The organism is Methylonatrum kenyense (assembly GCF_023195885.1).
Classification (GTDB): domain Bacteria; phylum Pseudomonadota; class Gammaproteobacteria; order Nitrococcales; family Aquisalimonadaceae; genus Methylonatrum; species Methylonatrum kenyense.
On sequence record NZ_JALPKO010000001.1, the window covers coordinates 188075 to 209318 of the forward strand.

General features: G+C 63.4%; 16 protein-coding genes and 1 tRNA gene. 3 read left to right on the forward strand and 14 right to left on the reverse strand.

Features of this window, described 5'->3' with window-relative positions:
* Positions 1 to 81 precede the first annotated feature (81 nt).
* The 3 genes from sufB to M0534_RS00970 all read right to left on the reverse strand — a co-directional run bounded on the left by sufB (position 82) and on the right by M0534_RS00970 (position 3587).
* A complete protein-coding gene (gene sufB / locus M0534_RS00960) occupies positions 82 to 1551 on the reverse strand; it encodes a Fe-S cluster assembly protein SufB (RefSeq protein ID WP_248566534.1) in 1470 nt (489 codons plus the stop codon).
* Between the two features lie 54 nt (positions 1552 to 1605).
* Positions 1606 to 2112, reverse strand: a complete 507-nt coding sequence (locus M0534_RS00965; RefSeq protein ID WP_248566535.1) for an SUF system Fe-S cluster assembly regulator — start codon at positions 2110 to 2112, stop codon at positions 1606 to 1608.
* A 146-nt stretch (positions 2113 to 2258) separates the two neighbouring features.
* On the reverse strand, positions 2259 to 3587 hold the full coding sequence (locus M0534_RS00970; protein WP_248566536.1) for a nucleoside recognition domain-containing protein: 1329 nt from the start codon (positions 3585 to 3587) through the stop codon (positions 2259 to 2261).
* A 154-nt stretch (positions 3588 to 3741) separates the two neighbouring features.
* On the opposite strand from M0534_RS00970, the gene M0534_RS00975 reads away from it, so the two are divergent.
* The 3 genes from M0534_RS00975 to cls all read left to right on the forward strand — a co-directional run bounded on the left by M0534_RS00975 (position 3742) and on the right by cls (position 6006).
* The gene (locus tag M0534_RS00975; RefSeq protein ID WP_248566537.1) at positions 3742 to 4056 is read left to right on the forward strand and encodes a hypothetical protein; all 315 of its coding nucleotides are present in this window, start codon (positions 3742 to 3744) and stop codon (positions 4054 to 4056) included.
* 66 nt (positions 4057 to 4122) lie between these two features.
* Positions 4123 to 4199: transfer RNA gene (locus tag M0534_RS00980), tRNA-Pro, on the forward strand.
* A gap of 355 nt (positions 4200 to 4554) precedes the next feature.
* On the forward strand, positions 4555 to 6006 hold the full coding sequence (cls, locus tag M0534_RS00985; RefSeq protein ID WP_248566538.1) for a cardiolipin synthase: 1452 nt from the start codon (positions 4555 to 4557) through the stop codon (positions 6004 to 6006).
* A 14-nt stretch (positions 6007 to 6020) separates the two neighbouring features.
* On the opposite strand, the gene M0534_RS00990 is transcribed toward cls, so the two are convergent.
* The 11 genes from M0534_RS00990 to M0534_RS01040 all read right to left on the reverse strand — a co-directional run bounded on the left by M0534_RS00990 (position 6021) and on the right by M0534_RS01040 (position 21193).
* Positions 6021 to 6224, reverse strand: a complete 204-nt coding sequence (locus M0534_RS00990) for a hypothetical protein (RefSeq protein ID WP_248566769.1) — start codon at positions 6222 to 6224, stop codon at positions 6021 to 6023.
* A gap of 402 nt (positions 6225 to 6626) precedes the next feature.
* On the reverse strand, positions 6627 to 8237 hold the full coding sequence (locus M0534_RS00995) for a SulP family inorganic anion transporter (protein WP_248566539.1): 1611 nt from the start codon (positions 8235 to 8237) through the stop codon (positions 6627 to 6629).
* A gap of 189 nt (positions 8238 to 8426) precedes the next feature.
* A complete protein-coding gene (locus M0534_RS01000) occupies positions 8427 to 9203 on the reverse strand; it encodes a hypothetical protein (protein WP_248566540.1) in 777 nt (258 codons plus the stop codon).
* 229 nt (positions 9204 to 9432) lie between these two features.
* Positions 9433 to 11490, reverse strand: coding sequence for an oxidoreductase (locus M0534_RS01005; RefSeq protein ID WP_248566541.1), 2058 nt, complete (start codon positions 11488 to 11490; stop codon positions 9433 to 9435).
* A gap of 11 nt (positions 11491 to 11501) precedes the next feature.
* Entirely contained in the window at positions 11502 to 11915 is a 414-nt protein-coding gene (locus M0534_RS01010; protein ID WP_248566542.1) for an organic hydroperoxide resistance protein, read from the reverse strand.
* A gap of 107 nt (positions 11916 to 12022) precedes the next feature.
* Positions 12023 to 14494, reverse strand: coding sequence for an acyl-CoA dehydrogenase (locus M0534_RS01015; RefSeq protein WP_248566543.1), 2472 nt, complete (start codon positions 14492 to 14494; stop codon positions 12023 to 12025).
* A 39-nt stretch (positions 14495 to 14533) separates the two neighbouring features.
* On the reverse strand, positions 14534 to 16891 hold the full coding sequence (locus tag M0534_RS01020; RefSeq protein ID WP_248566544.1) for a 3-hydroxyacyl-CoA dehydrogenase/enoyl-CoA hydratase family protein: 2358 nt from the start codon (positions 16889 to 16891) through the stop codon (positions 14534 to 14536).
* Between the two features lie 114 nt (positions 16892 to 17005).
* On the reverse strand, positions 17006 to 18601 hold the full coding sequence (locus tag M0534_RS01025; RefSeq protein WP_248566545.1) for an FAD-binding oxidoreductase: 1596 nt from the start codon (positions 18599 to 18601) through the stop codon (positions 17006 to 17008).
* Between the two features lie 13 nt (positions 18602 to 18614).
* The gene (locus tag M0534_RS01030) at positions 18615 to 19775 is read right to left on the reverse strand and encodes a class I SAM-dependent methyltransferase (RefSeq protein ID WP_248566546.1); all 1161 of its coding nucleotides are present in this window, start codon (positions 19773 to 19775) and stop codon (positions 18615 to 18617) included.
* 27 nt (positions 19776 to 19802) lie between these two features.
* Positions 19803 to 20156, reverse strand: coding sequence for a hypothetical protein (locus tag M0534_RS01035; RefSeq protein WP_248566547.1), 354 nt, complete (start codon positions 20154 to 20156; stop codon positions 19803 to 19805).
* A gap of 221 nt (positions 20157 to 20377) precedes the next feature.
* A complete protein-coding gene (locus M0534_RS01040) occupies positions 20378 to 21193 on the reverse strand; it encodes an alpha/beta fold hydrolase (protein ID WP_248566548.1) in 816 nt (271 codons plus the stop codon).
* Positions 21194 to 21244: the final 51 nt, after the last annotated feature.

Consider the following 21244-nt stretch of genomic DNA (forward strand, 5'->3'; position numbering starts at 1 on the left):
GCATCAGGGCGGCGACGCGGCCGTTCGGACCGCGGCTTTGCATGTTCGTCGTTGTCTTGCAGCGACTGGCGCCGGCTGCGATCAGCCGACGCTGTCCTCCAGCGTGACTTCCAGCAGCTTCTGCGCCTCGACGGCGAATTCCATCGGTAGTTTCTTGAACACGTCCCGGCAGAAGCCGTTGACGATCAGCGAAACCGCCTCTTCCTCGCCGATGCCGCGCTGCTTGCAATAGAACAGCTGGTCTTCGCTGATGCGCGAGGTCGTTGCCTCGTGCTCGATCTGCGCACCCGGATGCTGGGCATCGATGTACGGGAAGGTGTGCGCCGCACATTGGTCGCCGATCAGCATTGAGTCACACTGCGAATAGTTGCGGGCATCCTTGGCCGTCGGCGCCACGCGCACCAAACCCCGGTAGCTCTGTTCGCCATGGCCGGCCGAGATACCCTTGGCGATGATCGTGCTGCGGGTGTTCTTGCCCATATGGATCATCTTGGTGCCGGTATCGGCCTGCTGGTAACCGCGGGTCACCGCCACCGAGTAGAACTCACCCACCGAGTCGTCGCCCTTGAGCACACAACTCGGGTATTTCCAGGTAATGGCCGAACCGGTTTCCACCTGGGTCCATGCGATGCGCGAACGCTTGCCGGCACACAGCCCGCGCTTGGTCACGAAGTTGAAAATGCCGCCGACGCCATTCTCGTCGCCGGGATACCAGTTCTGCACCGTCGAATACTTGATATCGGCATCGTCCAGCGCGACCAGCTCGACCACCGCCGCGTGCAGCTGGTTCTCGTCGCGCATCGGCGCCGTGCAGCCCTCAAGGTAGGACACCGAGGCGCCCTCCTCGGCGATGATCAGCGTACGCTCGAACTGACCGGTATGACCGGCATTGATGCGGAAGTACGTGGACAGCTCCATCGGGCACTTGACGCCCTTCGGAATGAACACGAAGGAGCCGTCGGAAAACACCGCCGAGTTGAGCGCCGCGAAGTAGTTATCCTTGCGCGGGACCACGGTGCCCAGATACTGCTTCACCAGTTCCGGATGCTCCTTCACCGCCTCGGACATGGAGCAGAAAATAATGCCCTGCTCGGCCAGCTTGTCCTTGTAGGTCGTGCCCACCGAGACGCTGTCGAACACGGCATCCACCGCGACTTCCGGCTTCCGGTCCGAGGTGTCGACACCGGCAAGCACCTCCTGTTCATGCATCGGAATACCCAGCTTCTCGTAGGTTTCGAGCAGCTTGGGATCCACCTCGTCCAGGCTCTTCGGCTGATTCTTCGGCGCCGCGTAATAGCTGATCGCCTGGAAATCGATCGGCGGATACTTCACATGGGCCCAATTCGGGTGCTCCATCTCCATGAAGCCGCGCAACGCTTCCAGGCGCCACTCGAGCAGCCATTCCGGCTCGTCCTTCTTGGCCGAGATGAAACGCACCGTGTCCTCGTTGAGGCCGGGCGGTGCCCATTCCTGCTCGATATCCGTGACAAACCCGTACTCGTAGCCGCGTTTGCCGGTGATTTCTTCGATGGTCTTGCTGCTGGCAGACATGGAACTGCTCCTGTCAGGATCCAATGCGAGTCATGGGGAGTAATGCGAACCGAATCAACCGTGATCGAATCGAAAGGCCTTGGCCTGTCCGGCGGAACCACCCAAGCTGTCCCGGACATGCCTGCCCAGATTGCGCAGCCCCGGGTGATCATCCGTTAACGGCTCAATCATGTCCTTGATGCTGACGTCCTGAAGCGCGCGATAAATGGCGTCATTGATCCGGGACCAGTTCGTGCTCAGTACACAATGCGCATGAAACTGGCAGGCCTCGCCGCCACCTTCGATGCAATCGGTGAGCGCGATCGGCCCCTCCATGGCCATAATGACTTCCGCGATCGAAATCGCCCCGGCGTCGCGGGCCAGGCTATAGCCACCCTTGGCTCCGCGGTGCGATCGCAACAGCCCGCCACGCACCAGCTGTTTCAGGATCTTGCTGACCACCGGACCCGGCAGGCCACGCCGTGCCGCAAGACCTGAGGCGCTGAAACGCTCGTCCGGTTCCGCGGCCATGACGCCGAGGATCGCGGTCGCGTAATCCGTTTCACGGTTGATTCGAATCATGTCCTGATTCTAACCGAAATGGGACCGATTTGGTACGGTTTGAGCGTACTATTTTGCAACAATTCCAATCTTGACGGAAATGCTGACTTACTCATGCGTTTGTCTTGTCGTCCGCAGCGTTCCGAGGCAAGGCGCGCCGCACCGCCCTACTGGCTGACCACCACGCCGAACAGTGTCAGGCAGATCACCACCGCGGCAGCCACGGCCACCATGTCTGCGGTCAGGGCCGCGGCCAGTGTATGGCGAATGCGCTTCACCTGGATCGCGCCGAAATAAACCGCGAGGACGTAGAAGGTGGTCTCGGTCGAGCCCTGCAGGGTACTGACCAGGATGCCCGTGTAGCTGTCAGGACCAATGCTGGGATCATTGATGATCGACGCCAGAATGCCGTAGGCGCCGGACCCGGATAGCGGCCGCAGCAGGGCCATGGGCAGGGCTTCCGCCGGCAGACCGATCCGCTCGGTCCAGACACCGATCGTCCCAACCATCACATCCATCGCGCCGCTGGCGCGGAACATGCCAACGGCGACCAGGATGGCCACAAGGTATGGAATGATGCGCACCGCGACCTGGAAGCCGTCCTTCGCCCCCTCCACGAACACCTCGTAGATCCGCACCCCGCGCAGCACGCCGAAGCCCAGGAAGAACACCATCAGGCCCGGAATGATCCACGGCGCGATCACGCGACCATAGATGATCGACAGGGGAATCAACGACAGTATCGCAAGCAGGGCCAGGGCCGAGACCCAGCCGGGATAGGCATCGGAGGCCGAGTCCGGTAAGGCTTCCTCCTCCTCGGCCTGGGTCTGCTGCTGCCCGACCCCGGCGGCGGGATCCTCGTGCTCCCGAATCGGGTAGTTCTCGATCGGGAAAAACCGCCGGTAGAACTTGGCGGCGCAGATCGCGGCGATGGTCGCGCAGACCGTCGCGAACAGCGTGGTCGGAAGAATCGCCGCGGGCGAGGTGGAACCGGCCGCTGCCCGCAACGCAATCACCCCCGTGGGCAACAGGGTAATGCTCGAGGTGTTGATCGCCAGGAACAGGGCCATTGAATCCGAGGCAGTGCCCTTGCGCGGATTGAGCTTGTCCAGCTCCTGCATGGCGCGAATGCCGAACGGCGTCGCCGCATTGCCAAGCCCCAGGGCATTGGCCGAGAAGTTCAGGATCATCGCCCCCATGGCCGGATGATTGCCCGGCACCTCGGGGAACAGACGCACCATCAGCGGCCGGATCAGCTTGGCGATGATGGTCAGCATGCCGCCCGCCTCGGCGACCTTCATCAGGCCCAGGAACAGCGTCATCACGCCGATCAGGCCGATGGCCAGTTCCACGGCACCACCGGCGGACTCCACCATCGCGGTGGACAGCGCCTCCATCGGCGTATCCTCGCCCTCCTCCGCCGGACCATGGCGAAGCTGGAAAAAGGCCGCGGTGAGGAAGGCCACCAGCACGATGGCAAGAAAAATTCCGTTCATGACTCATCCCGAGACGAACACCCGCGCATCATGCAGGCCGCGTCGGCAAGCGGTAAAGCCTGAACATTCCGCCCCGTGGCCACGGGGATTTTCCGGGCACGCCGGTTCAGGCTATGCTCGACACCGATCTCCCGAGCAGAACTGGATCTTGACCATGCGGATTACCGGATTCATCGCCCTGGCCCTGGTCGTGACCGTGGCCATCGCCACCATCATCGCCAGCCGGCTTGCGGCCGGTATTCCCGAACCCCACGCCAGCTGCGTTGCTGCCTGGCAGGAGGAACCGGATTCCCCGCTTCGACCGTTCGGCGGTGCCGATCTGCGCCTGGACGATGACGGTTCGTCGGTGGAAGGCGACCAGATCGTAACCCGCATCGGCCCGGTGACCCGCTCCTCCGGTCAGCCCGTGAACCTTCCCTGCATCAAGGACGGCGACACGGTCATCGCTGCCACGGATGAGGTTGACTGAAACGGCGCCAGCCGGGTCGGAGCGCTTTGCTCCCACTGCACACTGCGGTATCCTTCGCACCGGTTTCGGGGTGTAGCGCAGCCTGGTAGCGCACCTGCATGGGGTGCAGGTGGTCGGGGGTTCAAATCCCTCCACCCCGACCAGTCAAATCAAGGGCTTATCGGTTTTCCGGTAAGCCCTTTCTTCTACTAAACCGCGAACTTCTACATACACGGAGAGAACGCGTCTCCCTGATGTTGCCGGCAGGCTGATCAGCCTGGATGGCCCACAACTGCCCTTTCAACCCCCAGTCGGCTGCCCTGACGCCCACGACTGCTCAGCGCTACCCAACCGGCAGGGAGCGCCAGCAAATTGCGGCGTCGCACTGCTGGCCCGCAGAATGGTTACGGTACGGCACAGTGCCTGCGCAGCCTTGCGGATCCCGGGGCAACCGCAGGACGGCGGCTCCAGGCCTCCCTGTAGTGCCGGCCACGAACTGTCCGCTCGCAGGAGAATGCCGTGGGGGTCAAGCCAAAACGTCGCCGTCGCGGGTGGTCCCTGGTTCTGGGTGTTGCCGCCATTGCCCATCTTCTGGGTTTCGTGTCGTCCGTGGACGCGCTGATGTCAACGCGCACGGCGCAGGGAACGGTGGCCTGGGTCGTGTCGCTCAACGCGCTGCCATATGTCGCGGTTCCGACCTACTGGGTGTTCGGCCGGTCGCGCTTTCAGGGTTATGTGATTGCACGCCGGGATGAGGATTCCGAACTGGCGCAGGCGCTGGCGGGAAAGACCTCGGAATTGCGACTGCATCGCTTCGAGACGGCGACGCCGACCAAGGAACTGACGGGTATTGAAAGACTTGCAAAGTTGCCGGTCCTTGCCGGCAACGAGGTCGAACTGCTTGTTGACGGGGAACAGGCCTTCAACAGCCTGTTCGAGGGAATCGATGCCGCCGAGCGGTATCTCCTGGTGCAGTTCTACATCGTCCGGGCCGACACGCTCGGCATGGCCCTGAAAGAGCGCCTGATCGCCCGCGCACGTGCCGGCGTGGAGGTTTATTTTCTCTATGACGAGATCGGCAGTTATCGGCTGCCCTCCAGCTATATCGCAGGCCTGGAAGAGGCAGGCGTCAATGTGCACCACTTTCACTCCACGCGAGGACCCGGCAACCGCTTTCAGATCAATTTCCGCAATCACCGGAAAATAATGGTCTCGGATGGCCGCGAGGCATGGGTCGGTGGCGTCAATATCGGTGACGAATACCTGGAGGGCCATCCCACCCTGGGCCCGTGGCGAGACACCCACCTTCGCATCGAAGGACCGGCAGCCCTGGCCCTGCAACTGGTCTTCGTTGAGGACTGGCACTGGGCAACAGAGGACATCCTCGACCTGCCGTGGACGCCCGTTACCGAGTCCGCCCGGGGTGTTCCCGTGCTGGTGCTGCCCTCCGGTCCGGCGGACAGTTTCGAAACCGCCAGCCTGATGATGCAGCAGGCGCTGCATGCGGCAGACGAGCGAATCTGGATCTCAAGCCCCTATTTCGTGCCCGACGAGGGCGTGCTGAACATGCTCAAGCTGGCAGCTCTCAGCGGAGTCGATGTCCGCGTATTGATACCCGAGCGTCCCGACAACCGGCTGACCTATTTCGCCGCCTACGCCTTCATCGGACCGCTACTTGACGCCGGTGTCGAGGTATATCGCTATCAGGACGGTTTTCTTCATGGCAAATCGTTTCTGGTGGATGACGTCGGTGCGGCCGTGGGAACCGTGAATCTAGACAACCGTTCGTTCCGACTGAATTTCGAGGTGACCGCTCTGGTTTTCGACGAGGCGTTCGCGGCAGACGTGAAACAGATGTTCGAAACGGATTTCGAGCGCTCGCGACGGATGACACGGGCAGATATTGATGAGCACCCGCTCTGGCATCGCGTCGCCGCGCGGGCAGCCTACCTGTTCGCCCCGATCCTATGAGTTACCAGGACACTTCATTTGAATCTGCGGTGCGCCGGCCATTGTGAAAATGCCAGAAAATAAAGAAAAATCAGGTTGACCAACGGGATCAGGATCAGAATGCCGAGCCACCCCGGATAGCCGGCCTTGCTGCAAATCCGCCAGAACGGAATCACCATGACCAGCGCCATGAAAAGCATCCAGAGCAGATGCCCTCCCATCATCCCCTCATGCATCATCATCGCTTGGTTTCCCCACGTTCGCTGTTACCCGGTCGAATTTCCCTACCCCGGTCAATTGTCTTCCCGCGCAGGCCACCATGCTTTGCAGCATAGGAGTAACGCCCGCAACGGACCAAACAGATGTTGAGACGGCAAGCCGTTGGCATCACTTGGCAGAGCCCTCGGCAAGGCGCTCAGCCCATCCGCCGCTACTGATCGGAAGTCTGCTGACACTGCAGAATAAGATGCCCTCGGCGTCGGCTTCGGATTACTGTCCTGCAGGACCAGTCAAGAAGAGTAGCAGTTGCCCCTTATACACCTTTTCATGCACCACCACGGGGAGTTGCCCCACATGCACGACTGAAAACAGCCTTGTAACGCGCCCGTTTCCGCCGAACGCCGTAGCTGCCGCTGGTGCCTTCAGTTCGCGCTGGCAGTCGCCAGGCGTATCGGATCGAAATCGATGTTGGCGGATACCGCACGCTCGATATTGTCGTAGATTACTTCGTCACGCAGGTGGGGCGTGTCGATCTGGCGTAACTGCTTGCAGACATCCGCCTTCGCCACGACCCGGGAGGCCACGCCTCGCGCCAGCAACTGAGCGGCCAGGTCGTCCAGCGTAAAGATCGCCGTGAGATCCATGTAAGCCGCCTTGCGGCAATCGAAGACAATCACCTTTGTCCCCATCACGGCGTCCACTTTTTCGATCCGGTCCAGCACCTGACTGGTGGTGCCAAAGAACAGGGCCCCCTTGACCTGCACCACGCGGACGCCGCGGCGGATAGTCGGCAGGTCACTGCTTGCGCCATTGCCGTCATCCAGCGCTATGTTCGACTCCCGCGCCACCCGCCAGGTGAGCAAACCCATGGCCAGCACCACGCCGACTCCGACCGCGACGACCAGATCCACCAGCACGGTCAGGAAGAAGACCACGGCCATGATCATGGTCTCGAGCTGCGGCACCCGTCGCACCAGGCGCAGCAGCCGGTAGTCAAGAATGTCGATACCGACCTTGATCAGGATTCCCGCCAGCACGGCCAGAGGGATCTGCGCGGCCAGCGGTGCCAGCCCCATGACCAGGGCCAACAGAAACAGCGCATGGACCACGCCACTGACCCGCGTGGTCCCGCCGGAATTGACGTTGACCACGGTGCGCATGGTCGCCCCGGCCCCGGGCAGAGCGCCGACGAAGGAGCACATCACGTTACCAATACCCTGCCCCACCAGTTCCCGGTTCGGCTTGTGCCGTGTCTGTGTGATGGAATCCGCCACCAGCGCCGTCAGCAGGCTGTCGATGCTCCCGAGCAGGGCCAGCGTCAGCCCCAGTGTGAAGATCAGGCTCCAGTCCGCCAGGGAGAACTGCGGAATATGCAGCTCCGGCAAGCTGGTCGGGATCTCCCCGATCATCGGCACATTCATGCCCAGCAACACAGCCAGCCCCGTGCCGGCGACCAGGGCCAGCAACGGCGAGGGCACAAACCGGCTGATCCGGATCGGCGTCAGGAAGACAATGAGTAGCGTCAGCGCGCCAAGCGCCAGGGCCTGCAGGTTCAGCCCGGCGATGGAGTCGCCGACACCGGCCAGCGCCCGCAGGGGCGACGCGTAGGGATCGGCACCCAGCAGCGGCGCGATCTGAAGAATAATAATGATCGCACCGATGCCGCTCATGAAACCGGAGATCACCGGATACGGGATATACCGTACCAGGACCCCGGTCTTAACCAAGCCGAACAGGATCTGGAGGATCCCGCCCACCAGCACGACGGCCATGGCCATCTCGATGCTGCCGCCGAGGGCGGCCAGGGCCGAGGCAAAAACCACGGTCATCGGCCCGGTCGGGCCGGAAATCTGGACCCGGGTGCCGCCCAGAATTGCCGCAACGAAGCCCAGCACGATGGCGCCATACAGGCCAGCTGCCGCACCGGCACCGGAAACCACACCGAAGGCCAGGGCCAGTGGCAACGCCACGATCCCAGCGGTCAGACCGCCGAACAAATCACCACGTAGGGTATGTAGCGAAATCCCGGCCATTGGGCATCACTATTAGCTAATGATTATTAATATTTATTCTTATATTTCTTAATACTAATCATCCTTGACGCTAGCAGAGAATATCCGCCGGCGCACATTTCCGGTGCAGGCGCATCAGGGGTTCTCGGGTAGAAGGAAACAGGATGGGGGTGGGGATTGCGTTGAGGGACACCGGCCGGCAGGCGGCGATCAGAAGTGCCCTTCCGAGGTCTCCGGGCTCGGCGCGCCATCGCTGTCCGAATCGGTGTAGCGGTAGCTGACACGGCCGTCGGTGATGTCGTAATGCACCGGGTCGGCGCTGGCCGTGTTGCGCACGACCTGACCGCGTTCAAGGTCAATGATCTGCAGCGTCTCACCACGATCGCCTCGCAGCCAGCGGACTACGGCATGGGTTCGCTGGCTGTCCTGGTGGGTGAACAGGCTCGATTCGAGAAAGCCGTCGCTGAGCGCCGGGCGGCTCTCGGCGTAACGCAGATCCTCGTTGACAAACACGCAGTAACGATCCGTTCCGGATTGCTGGCTCACCAGCATGCGGTATTCCTGGTCACCGATGACCTCGACGCTGTCGTGCACGGTTCGCACCGGCACCTCGGGTTGCCAGCGAGGACGCCACAAGGGGTCGAATTCGTCAGTCAGCAGATCCAGGCCGGCGGCGCGGGCATCGACCAGAAAGCGGTCACAGTTACAGGCGATTTCCGAACGCGCCTCGCGCCCGCCCTGCAACGCGGTCGGCATGGCCTCGTCCGCCGCCTTCTCCAGCTTTGCCTCCAGCAGTTTTCCGAAGCGGCAATAGGCGCGCTCATCGCCGGCCTGCAGGCTCCGCGCGGCCATCTCCGCGACCACGCGGAGATGCATCTCCTGCGAGGTGCGCGAAGCAAGGCACCTCCCCAAAAGGCTCAACGCCTGCTCCTGATCATCCAGTTGTCTTGAGCGAGTCAGCACGTCATCGCAAGGCGCCTGTGCCATCTCTGCCTGAGCCCCAAGGAGTAAAAGCGAGAAAAAAAAGGCGGACAACATGCAGAGCGCTCCAGAAGAATCCCGCCGGCGGGTAATCAGTTACTTCAAGTTGCCCAATTTACCGGAAGACGCGGCAGGGGAATAGAATGCGCCCACCACACTAAGCGTCTGCGTCCCGAGAAGACTCCCCAGGCGCAGACGCGGGGCTAAATCGGTGTTCCCTTAACTCAGTGCCTGCCTAGAGGCGACGGCCCAGCGTTTCCGCATCATGCGTCAGGGCAGCGGGCCGACGTGGGGCGACGCAATCACCCACCCGCTCCAGTTGCGGGAACTGCCCCTTGCAGGCCCGGTACAGTGATTCCTCGGGGACGCGGTTGATGGAAATCACCACGCTGTCCACTTCCGTAGTGCGCGGCTCGCCGCCCCAGACCGGATACAGGTCCACCTGTCGTTCGCGAATGGCCTCGACGAACACCTGGGTGCTGAGCTTGACCCCTGCCCCGGTGATGCGCGGAATCACGTGTGGATACTCCAGCCGCCGCAGGACATCCTCGCCAACCATTTCGTAGGGCGTCAGCAGCTCCACTTCAGCCTCGCCCCTGGTCGCCAGCAATTCGGCCAGCCCCACCGGCAGGTAGTCACCGGTCTGGTCGACGATCAGCACCCTCCGGCCCAGCGATTCCGGATCGCCCAGCGCGCGTTCCGCCGCGGTGCCCACATCCAGCACATGGGGCTGATCATGCCCCGGAATCGAACGACGCTCCGGCCGGTACTGGCTATAGCCGTCGGTGGTGAACGCGGACCCGGTGGCAATGACTACGGCATCCGGCGCCTCGGCCTTCAGGCTGTCCAGGGTGGCGGTGAAATTCAGCCGCACGTCCACACCATGGTTGTCCATGGCCCGGCGCAGATTGTCGATGGCAATGGCCCATTCCTTGCGGGTGGGCAACTGCTGCAGCAGGTTCAGATGACCTCCGAGGCGGTCGCTGGCCTCCCAGAGGGTGACATGGTGCCCGCGGCGGGCGGCAATCTGTGCCGTATGCATGCCGGACAGGCCACCGCCCACAACGATGATGCGCTTGCGCTGGTCATCGGAAACCGGGTTCAGCTTGTCACTGCCCCACTGGCGCTCACGTCCCACGGTGGGGTTCACCAGGCATACCGATGGCCGGTTCTCGAAACTGCGGGCGACACACTCATTGGCCCCCATGCAGCCGAAGATTTCCTGCTGCCGCCCCTCACGGGTCTTCTTGATCAGGTGCGGCTCGGCCATTTGCGCCCGCGTCATCGCGATCATGTCGGCACAACCATCCGCGAGCGCTTCCTCTGCCATTTCCAGGTCGACGATGCGACCGACGATGAAGACCTTTGCCCGGTCGCCGACCACGGCCTTCGCGCGTTTGCCGAACGGCAGCATGAAGCCGTAATCCACGGACATGGGCGCCACTGCCATGTGCAGGGTGTGGTAGCCGCCGCCGCTGATGTTGAAGAAATCGAAATACCCGGTGGCAGCCAGGATTTCCAGTACCTCCTCGGTCTGCTCCGGGGTAATGCCCGCCTCGCCAATGAACTCGTCAAAAGACAGTCGCACCCCGACAGTGAAGTCGGTACCCACCCGCTTGCGGATCGCGTCGCCGAGTTCGACCAGCACTCGAGCCCGGTTGGCAACAGAGCCGCCGTACTCGTCGGTACGGAAGTTGTAGGCCGGGCTGAGGAACTGGCCGAACAGATAGCTGTGGGCGGCATGCAGCTCGACGCCGTCACAGCCCGCGCACTTCACGTTCAGCGCCGACTGGGCGAAGGCATCCACCAGCTCGGCAATGTCCTCCTTCTCCATGACATAGGGCACCTCCTTGTGCACCACCGATGTGGTCCGCGACACCGCCCACAGGGGATGCCAGTGGTCCATGATCATGTTGCCCTTGTCGTGGACCCCCGGTGCGAACAGCTGCACGAACTGGCGGCCGCCATGCTCGTGCACCGCCTCAGCCAGCTTGGCGTACTGGGGAATCGAGCGCGGGTCGTAGGCCGAGCAGCCGCTGTGGAATGATCCGGTGGCAATGGGATGCCCACCCTGCTGCTCGCAGATGAACAGCGCGCAACCACCCCGAGCCCGTTCCCGGTAGTACTCCACATGGCGATCCCCCAGCAGGTGATTCTCCCCGTAGAGAATGCTCTGGGCCGTCATCATGATGCGGTTCTTGACCGTCGTCGTGCCGATGGTCAGAGGCTCCCAGACCCGGCTCAGCCGTTCCGGATTGACCCGGGCGGACCGGGCTTCGGTGATGTCTGTCATGGCGATGCTCCTCAGACGATGGAGATCTGCACCGGAATGTTGCCGCGGACGGCGTTGGAATAGGGACACAGGCGGTCCGCCTCGGCCACCACCGACTCCAACTCAGCGCCCTCGATACCCTTGCCGCTGACGTCGAGCCATACTTCCAGGCCGAAGCGCCCGTCGTCGTGCTGGCCCATGGCAACCCGCGCGGTGACCCGGGTGTCCTCTAGCGGCAGCTTCTGCTGCTGGGCGACGAAGATAACGGCATTCTCGAAGCAGGCCGCGTAACCGGCGCCAAACAGTTGCTCCGGGTTGGTCTTCGCACCGTCGCCGCCCATGCTCTTCGGCAGGCTCAGGGCCAGGTCCAGTACGCCGTCGTCTGAACGGGCGGCGCCAGCGCGGCCGCCGGAGGCGGTCACTTCCGCGGTATAGAAAGTCTTCATAGTCAGTCCCCTTGTGATGGATTATCCGTTCCTGTCCGGGCAGCGCAGCTATCCGGGATGAAAAACGGGAGATGGCGATAGCGCCGATCTCCCGTCATGTGGGCCCCTCAGCCCTGGGCAACCTGCCCCGCCACCGGCTCGGTGGCTGCCTCCCGCCCATGACCGGAGGCCAATTCCGCCTTGTCGAAGGCGTCAGTGACGATGCAGTCCAACCGAATGGCGTCGTACTCCGCAAGCTGACGTGCCTCGTCCTCGGTAAGCAGTCCCTGCGTGACACCGGAGTCCAGGCGCTCCTGGAGCGTAAAGCCATTGATCTCGCGTTTCGCCACCAGCTTCAGGAAGCGATCGTAAAGCGGCTCCATCCGGTCCAACACCTCCATGGCATGCTCCATGCGCCCCATGCAGTCATTGGGGTCATCGGCACTCCAACTGCCGAAGCGGGTCAGCTGATCCCGCACGCCACCGGACTGCATCATGCTCTCGGCAATGGCCTGACCGTCGGCATCCTCCGGCGCGTGGTAGGGCCGCCCCAGGGGGAACACCAGCCAGCGCATGCCGGCGGCCATCAGGCGCCGGGGGAAGTTGCGGAAGAACCCGTCGAAAGCGTCATAGATTCGGCTAAGGGACTCGTCCAGGGCCCAGCGCACGTAGGGAAGCTGTTCCTGCGGCCGTCCGGCGTCGTGGTACATCTTCAACACGGCGGTGGCCAGATAGAGCTCGCTCAACACATCGCCGAGGCGGGCGGACAGCCGCTCACGACGTTTCAGCTCGCCGCCCAGCACGCCCATGGCCACGTCGGAGACGAAGGCCAGGGCCGAACTCATGCGCTCCAGCTGCCGGTAGTACCGGGCCGTGTCATCACTGACCGGCGCCGTCGCCAGACGCGCCCCGGTCAGACCGAGGACGAAGGCCCGCACACCGCGGTTGATGGAATAGCCGACATGCCGCGTCAGCAGCCGGTCGAACTCGGCAAGGTCATCGGCGCGTGCCGCTTCCATCTCCGCGAACACATAGGGGTGACAGCGGATAGCTCCCTGGCCGAATATCATCAGGTTACGGGTCAGGATGTTGGCGCCTTCGACGGTGATACCCACCGGAATGGACTGATAGCTGTAACCCAGGTAATTGCGCGGTCCGAAGATGATGCCGCGCCCGCCATGCACATCCATGGCATCGTTGACCACCACCCGCATCATCTCGGTCATGTGGAACTTGGCAATGGCCGCCACCACCGACGGCCGGTAACCCATATCGCCAGCCGCGGCGGTGAGACGCCGACCGGCTTCGATGCGATAGGTGTGGCCACCGATCCGCGCCATGGCCTCCTGGACGCCCTCGAACTTGCCGATGGGCAGGCGGAACTGACGGCGGATCCGGGCATAGGCGCCGGTCATGCGATAGGCCATCTTGCCGGCACCCGTTCCCAGCGCCGGCAGGGAGATTCCCCTGCCCACGGACAGGCACTCCATCAGCATGCGCCAGCCCTTGCCGGCCATGTCCGGCCCGCCGATGATCCAGTCCAGGGGGATGAACACGTCCTGCCCCTGCACCGGTCCATTCATGAACGACAGGGCCATCGGGAAATGACGTCGCCCCACCCGGATTCCCTCGTGGCTGGTGGGCACCAGCGCGCAGGTGATGCCGTACTCCTTCTGCTCTCCCAGCAGCTGATCCGGATCATGCATCTTGAAGGCCAGGCCCAGCACTGTCGCCACCGGCGACAGCGTGATATAGCGCTTGTCGAAGCTCAGGCGAATACCCAGGGTCTTCCTGCCCTGGTATTCCTGCTCGCAGACGATACCCACGTCCTGCATGGCAGCCGCGTCGGAGCCGGCCTCGGTACCAGTCAGGGCAAAGCACGGAATCTCCCGACCATCGGCCAGCCGCGGCAGCCAATGGTCCTTCTGCTCGTCGGTGCCGTACTGCATCAGCAACTCACCCGGGCCGAGGGAGTTCGGCACCATCACCGTTACCGCCGCCGAGAAGCTGCGCGAGGCAATCTTGGAAACGATGCAGCTCTGCGCGTATGCGGAAAAGTGCAACCCGCCGTACTGTTCGGGAATGATGAAGCTGAAGAAACCATTCTTGAGCGCAAAATCCCACGCCTCCGGAGTCATGTCATGGTCACTGCGCTCCATGCGATCCTGGTCCAGGAGTCGACAGAACCGCTCGGTTTCGTTATCGATAAACGATTGCTCGCGCTCGCTGAGTTCCCCAACCGGCATGTCATGCAACTGGCTCCAGTCCGGCCGCCCCTTGAACAACTCGCCTTCCCACCAGGTATCCCCGGCTTCCAGGGCATCGCGTTCGGTTCGGCTCATGGGGGGCAGGACCCGCTTGAACAGTGAGAACAGGCGTCCCGTGAGCACCGTCCGGCGTACCGACGGTGCCAGCAACAGCAGGGACACGGGCAGGGTCAGTGCCAGGCCCACCAACAAGCCGGCCGTGCCGATTACACCCGTAACGAGCAACACCACCGGCACCGCCGGCAGCACGCCGCTCCAGACAGTGGCCGATGCCTCGCGGTAGGCAAGGGCCAGCAGTGCAATGGCAATCAACAGCAGTATGACCAACGTCACAATGACCTCCTTGGAAATGCTCCGGCGCTACCCCGGCGCTCAATTGCGCAGCGGTTTGCCCGTGCGCAGCATGTGTTCAATACGATCCTGGGTCGCCGGCATCGCCGCCAGGGCGAGAAAGCCCTCAAGTTCCAGATCCATGAAATGGGTCTCCGGCAACAGACTGTCCGGGGCCACGTCACCACCGCAGATGGCGGTAGCGGAACGAGTCCCTATGGCGAGGTCGTGATCGCTCAGGCGACCCTGCTCATGCCCCAGCTCCAGTTCCTGAACCAGCTTGCGCAGCAGATCCCTGCCCTGGGCCCGGATCCGTCCGAAAGCCGGCGGCACGTAGCCGCTCTCGGCGGCAGCCCGCGCCTGCGTCTCCGCCACGTGCAGCAGTTCGTCCCGATGCGCGACAATCTGGCTGCATTCCGGCAGCAGACCCAGGTCCCGTGCCTCCAGCGCGCTGGTCGAACGCCGCGCCGCGGAGAGCGTGCGGAAATAGGCCTGCGCCACATCGGCCGGTCGGCGCCCCGGTCCGGCACGTTGGGCCCTTGCCGCGAGCATCGTGCAACCACGACCGGCGGGAATCACGCCCACGGCGGCTTCCACCAGCCCGATGTTGGCCTCCTGGTGGACCACCGCGCGATCGCAGTGGAGGAGCAGTTCGCAGCCGCCCCCGAGTGCCATTCCGCGGACTGCGGCCACCACCGGAATACGGACATCACGGATAGCCTGGCCCGCCTGCTGGAAACCCCGGATAAATCGTTCGATGGCGGGCTGATCGCCGGCACGGGCGGCAGCGAGCACTGCCTTGAGGTCGGCACCAACGCTGAAGTGGCCGGACGGCTGCCAGATCACCAGGCCGCGATACTCCCGTTCCGCCCGTTCCAGCAGCTCCTGGATTCCGTCCAGCACGGCCTGCGAACAGCTGTTGCCCTTGCTGAGGAAGCTGAGAATCCCGACCTCCGGATCGCGGTGCCAGAGCCGCACCGCCGCGGTTTCGGCACAGACCGCGCCGCTCTGCGCGGCAGGCTCGCCACGGAGTCGCGACGGAAAGGCCTGGCGCCGGTACACCGGCAAGTCGGACCGGGCCCGCCAGCGGTTCTCCGACGCCGACCAGGAGCCCTCCGGGCCATGGACGGCTGACACCTGCCGCACCCAACCCGGTAGCTCGACGTCGGCGATACCTTCCTCATCCTCCCGCAGCCACTCTGCAACGGTCTGCCAGCCAATCGACTGCCAGATCTCGAAGGGGCCTTCTCTCCAGGCAAAGCCATTGCGCAACGCGCGGTCAACCTCGGCGGCGGAAGGCGCAATCTCGGCCAGGGTCCAGGCCGCATACAGGAAAAGTTCGCGATGAACGGCCCAGAGGAACCGGGCCTGGTCGTCCTCCATCTCCCGTAACCGGCGCCAGCGCTCCGCCGGCTCGGCGATGGCCAGGACCTCCTGCACCGCCGGCGAGACTTGCGCTGCCTGGGCTCGATAGTCGCCCAGCTCCGGATCGTACACCTCGATGCCGTCGGCGCCCTTGCGATAGACACCGGCACCGGACTTGGCCCCCAGCCGTCCCTGGGCAATCAATTCATGGATCCAGTCCGGCAACTGCAGGCAGCGGACCCACGGATCGTGCTGCAGCCGGGGCACCGGCCCCTCCACCACATGCACCATGGTATCCAGTCCGACAACGTCGGCGGTGCGGTAGGTACCGGACTTCGGGCGCCCGATAAGGGGTCCGGTGAGGGCATCCACCAGATCCGGGCTGAGGCCCAGTCGGCGCCCGTGCCAGACCGAGGCCATCAGGGAGAAAAGCCCCACCCGGTTACCAATGAAGTTGGGAGTGTCGTTCGCACGCACCACATCCTTGCCCAGCACCGAGGTCAGGAAGGTTTCCAGCCCGTCCAGCACGGAGCCGTCGGTGGCGGACCCCGGAATGAGCTCCACCAATGCCATGTAGCGGGGCGGATTAAAGAAATGCACGCCGCAGAAACGGTTGCGGACCATCTCCGGCAGATGCGTGGCGAGCCCGTCGATGGAGAGCCCCGACGTGTTGCTGGCAAACAGCGCATGATCGGCCAGGTGCGGCACCACACGCTGGTAGAGCGCCGCCTTCAGGTCATCCCGCTCGGCGATGGCCTCGATCACCAGGTCACAGCCCGCCAGCAACGGCAACCCCGTATCGTAGCTGGCGGCATGGATGCGGTCGGCACACCCGGCAGTCGCCAGGGGTGCCGGTCGCATGCCGGCCAACTGCTGAACCGCTTCGCGGGCCCGGGCATCAGGATCATTGCCCTCGGCAGGCAGTTCCAGGAGCACGGTATCCAGCCCGCAGTTGGCACAGTGGGCGGCGATCTGGGCACCCATCACGCCGGCACCCAGAACGGCGACGCGCCGGATCGGCAAAGTGTTCTGCATTCTTCCTCCAGTCGATCAAGCCGACGGGCTCAGCCCCGCCGGCGGGAAAAGAACGACGCCGGACGGAGGGAGAAATCGGACAAGGCGGCCTCCGGCAGGGCGTCGGCAGGCCGGTCAGAGCCCCAGGGAACCGGGGTTCATTCGACCTTCGGGATCCACCAGGCGTTTCACACCCTGCAGCAGTTCCCAGGTCTCGTTGCTGGCCATGACATCGCGGAACGGGTAGTACTTGCCGATCTGCAGATGGCAGGCCCCATGCTGGTCGAAAAGATCGCGCAATTCAGCGCGCAGGCGCAGCACGACCTGACGCGTGTCCAGATCCTCCGGGATATCCTTCCACTTCGCACGGAATTCCGGCTCGATCAGGTCCAGTCGAAAGTCGCCCAGGCGGTCGAACCAGTAGAAGCTGGGCTCGATCACGAACTCCGAACCGGAGAACGCGGTAAGGTAGGAAGTCTTGATGCCGTGGCGCTCCATCAGTGCCTGGTTGTCACGAATGAATTGCTCGGTAGCCTCGGCGGCCTGCCGAGCCCGGGACAGCGGGAAAAAACCGTGTACCGGGAGCCAGATCTCGCCCTTCGCGCCCAGCAGAATGGTGCGCACGCCGTTGAACGGCTCGGCCCGAAAGGCTACCGGAATGGAATGGTCGATCTCGCGGCCGCCGGCCGCCTCGCAGAGCTCGAAGGCCGCCCTCTGGCCACTGCGGGCCGCAGCGGCATCAATACCGTCGAAGGTCATGTGCAGGGAGTAATTGACCTTGCTCAGGACCTTGCGGCCCGAGACCGCCACCTTCAGCGAGTTCACCAGACCCTTGACCCCACCGCTGGTGGCGATCTTGCCCAGCATCTTCATCCCCTCCCCCAGGGTGAAGCCCATGTCCTCGAAACTGCTGTTGTAGTACGGGTCGAAGCCGTAGCATTCGGAGGCGATCCGCAGCCGTGCAATGTCCGTCTGGGCCTTGAGCATGGCGTCCAAGCTCTCGAAGCCGAAGGACAGATATTCCGTGGCCCGGGGGCTGGGGATCAGGCGCAGCGTAGCCACGGCCTTGAAGCCGAAGGCACCGGTGTCTGCGGTGAACAGGCCGGTGAGATCAGGACCGAAGTGTCGATAGAAGCCGTTACTGTGCTTCTGGGCACCGGACCCCGTCTGCACCAGACGACCGTCGGCCATCACCACCTGCAGGCCCAGGCAACTCTCCGCCGCCGTGTTGTAGAGACCGGACCCCAGGAACAGGCTGTTCTGGGACAGGGCGCCGCCCACGGTGGCATACATCCCGGACAGCGGGCCGTAATAAGGCGTCCGCACGCCCTGCTCCTGCAGCGCCTCGTAGAGCTGCTTCCAGGTGCACCCGCATTCCACCGTGACGTACATGTCATCGGCATTGATTTCCAGGATCCGGTTCATGCGTCGCATGTCCACCAGCACCGAACGACCCTGCTCCGGCACGTAGCCCCTGGTGTAGGACATGCCGCCTCCGCGCGGCACTACAGGCACCCCGGCCTCGGCGCACAGCCGAACCGCATCCGACAGCTCCTCCGTGGAGCCCGGTCGGATCACGCAATCGGCCAACTCACCGGGCTGGAAACTCAAATCCGTGGAGAAATAGCGACGTTCCTCATCGCCGGTCAGCACATGCTCCGCGCCCAAGCGCTCGGCCAGCCGCGCCGGGAGGGCGGCAACGCCCTCCCGGGATTCCATCTGACTGCTCATCGCGGCCCGCCCTCTACTTGGTGGCGGCGAACAGGAACCACTCGCCGGAGCCGGCAAAGTCGCCCCCCTGGTGCAGCGTGGTCCGTGCCTTGGCCTTCTCGCCGAGGGCACTGGGCACCATCTTGGTGATCACCTTGTCCCCGTCGAAGCCCACACTCTCCGCCAGACGGTTGTAATCAACGCTGTGGGACGCCCGCCAGAACGGCTCATTGTTGTTGAACGTATCCCAATCCAGCATGAAGGCATCATAGGGGTGCATGCCCTCGTAGGGCTTCGCTTCCACATGCACCATCATGCCGCCCGGCTTCAGCAGCCGGTGACATTCCTCCAGAATGTTCCGTAGCGCCTGGGACGAGGTCTCGTGGAACAGGATGTGGGAGACGATCAGGTCGAAGCTTTCGTCCTCGAAGTTCGTCCGCTCCGCATTCTGCTGGGAGAAATGCACCTTCTTGCCCAGGGCCTCGGCACGGGCATGCGCATAGCGCAGCACCGGCGCACCAACGTCGATGGCGTGGACCTCCGCATCCGGATAGGCGTCAACCCAGGGCATGGTGCTGTGGCCGACGGTACAACCCATGTCCAGAATACGCCTGGGCTGGAAAGCCGCCTGCTCGTTCTTCATCCAGAGCACCGGCGTCTGGCCCATGTCGTCGTTGAGCTCACCCAGTCGACCCATGGCATAGATGTGCACGGCGCGGTCATAGGTGGCACCGGCGGTGACATCATCCTCGGCGAAATCCGTGTGGTAACCGCCCGGCATGCAGTGGATGTCCACTGCCTTGTGGTAACGCGGAATCTCCAGGGAAGGGTCCAGGGTCAGGGAACCACCGGCCTTGCCACTCAGCGCGCGGGCACCGTCAATCAACTCGTCCCGCTGCCGGTCCACGGCACTGGAAACCGCATCCCACATCATTTCCTGACTGGTCCGCTGCAGCGAGCTCCACATCTGGTAGTAAGGCTGGCGCGCCATCGCCTTGCCCACCTCACGGTGGTCCTTCGGCTTGCGACCGTGCTCCTTCTCGAATTCCGGCTCGGCGCGGGTGTCATAAATAGCCCGGTTGCCGGGAGACACACGGGACGCGAGATGAATCTTGAAACTGCGGACGAATTCCTGGCGCGCCAGTTCATCGTGATTGGCCTGCGGCAGAATGCCGTGCTGTGTTTGCGTGGACATGGTTCTTCCTCCTACGGAATCGAACGTTCAGGTCAGCTTTTCACTCAGCTCTTTCTGGTGTTCCTTCACCGTATCCTCATACTGCTGGCGGGACTCACCGGAGGCCTCGGATTCCAGCTCGTGGTGCACCACCCGCAGCACGCGTTCCAGATATTCTGACCGCCAGGCCTGCCGTTCTTCTTCAACGGCATCATCCGGCCGGTACGCCTCGATATCGTCCCGGGTCAGCACACCGCGGCTGTCCAGCAGACGCTCCATGGTGTCCAGCCGGTCCCGCAGCACCGACACCTCGCCGGCCACCGCCATGATGATGGCCAGCACACGATCAACTTCCGGATTCTCGAAAAAATTCGGGCGCTTGCCCTTGGCCTTGCGTGACATCTGTCGTTCTCCCCTCTCTCGCGTCAATCGCGCGCATGACACGCTTGTGTTGCTTGCACGCGTGTTTGTCGTTCTAGCCCGGGAATCGCAAGGAACGTGCCGCCCCGCCCAGGACCCGACGAAGAATCGCAACCCATTGTGATAATTTGTTTTTTCCCTTTTCCATTGCGCCGCACGGAAGCCAACCTGGCGAACGGGTTGCAAGCACTAAACCCCCGGTTTCAGCGTTGTGACACCGCTTCACGCTGTCGGGCACCGTTCTGGCCCAGGAACGCCTCGTAGGCCCGGGCACTGCTGGAAGCGTCCAGATCCGGTTCGAAGTTGGCTCCCTGCACCACCTCCAGCAGCGCATCCGGACGCGCTTCGGCGGCCCGCTGAAAATAGGGCCAGAGCACGTCGTCCCGGGCGCAAAGCAAGAGCATCGGGCATGTGACCTGCTCGAGAAATGCCGGGAAATCCTGTTCCCAGACCGCAGCGTATGCCTGCACCCGGCCATGCCAGGCGCGCAAAGTGTCCACCACCTCGCGGTGATGGAGATCGAGGGCCTTGTTCGCGCCCAGCCCGGCCAGATAGTCCCAGGTGGCTTTCAGGTAGGCGCCGTCTGCATCCGGCGCGAAAGGCGTCGAGAAGTGCGGGCGAAACTGATCCCTCTCATCCTGCGTCAGCTGCGGTGGGCCGAACATGGTCAGGCTGAGCACCCGGCCGGGCATTGCCGCAGCCATCTCCACGGCAATACACGATCCGGTGTGGTGTCCACACAGGTGAAACTCGCGAACACCCAGGGCATCCAGCGCCTCGGTCATGACCTGCGCGTAATAGCCAATGTCCGGGACGTCTTCCGGATCATAGGAGCCACCAAAGCCCGGCGTGTCCGGCGCAATACAGCGACGCCCCTCCATGATGGTCATCATCCCTTTCCACATGGCCGAGGAACTGGCGGTCTGGTGCAGGAACACGACCGGCGGACCAGCTCCCTGGGTGGACCGATAATGTACCTGCCCCTCGGCGGTATCCACGTATCCTTTGCGAATTTGCATGCCATTGCTCTCCGTTGCGGGGACGCCGCCAGACCCGCGATCCCGGGCGGC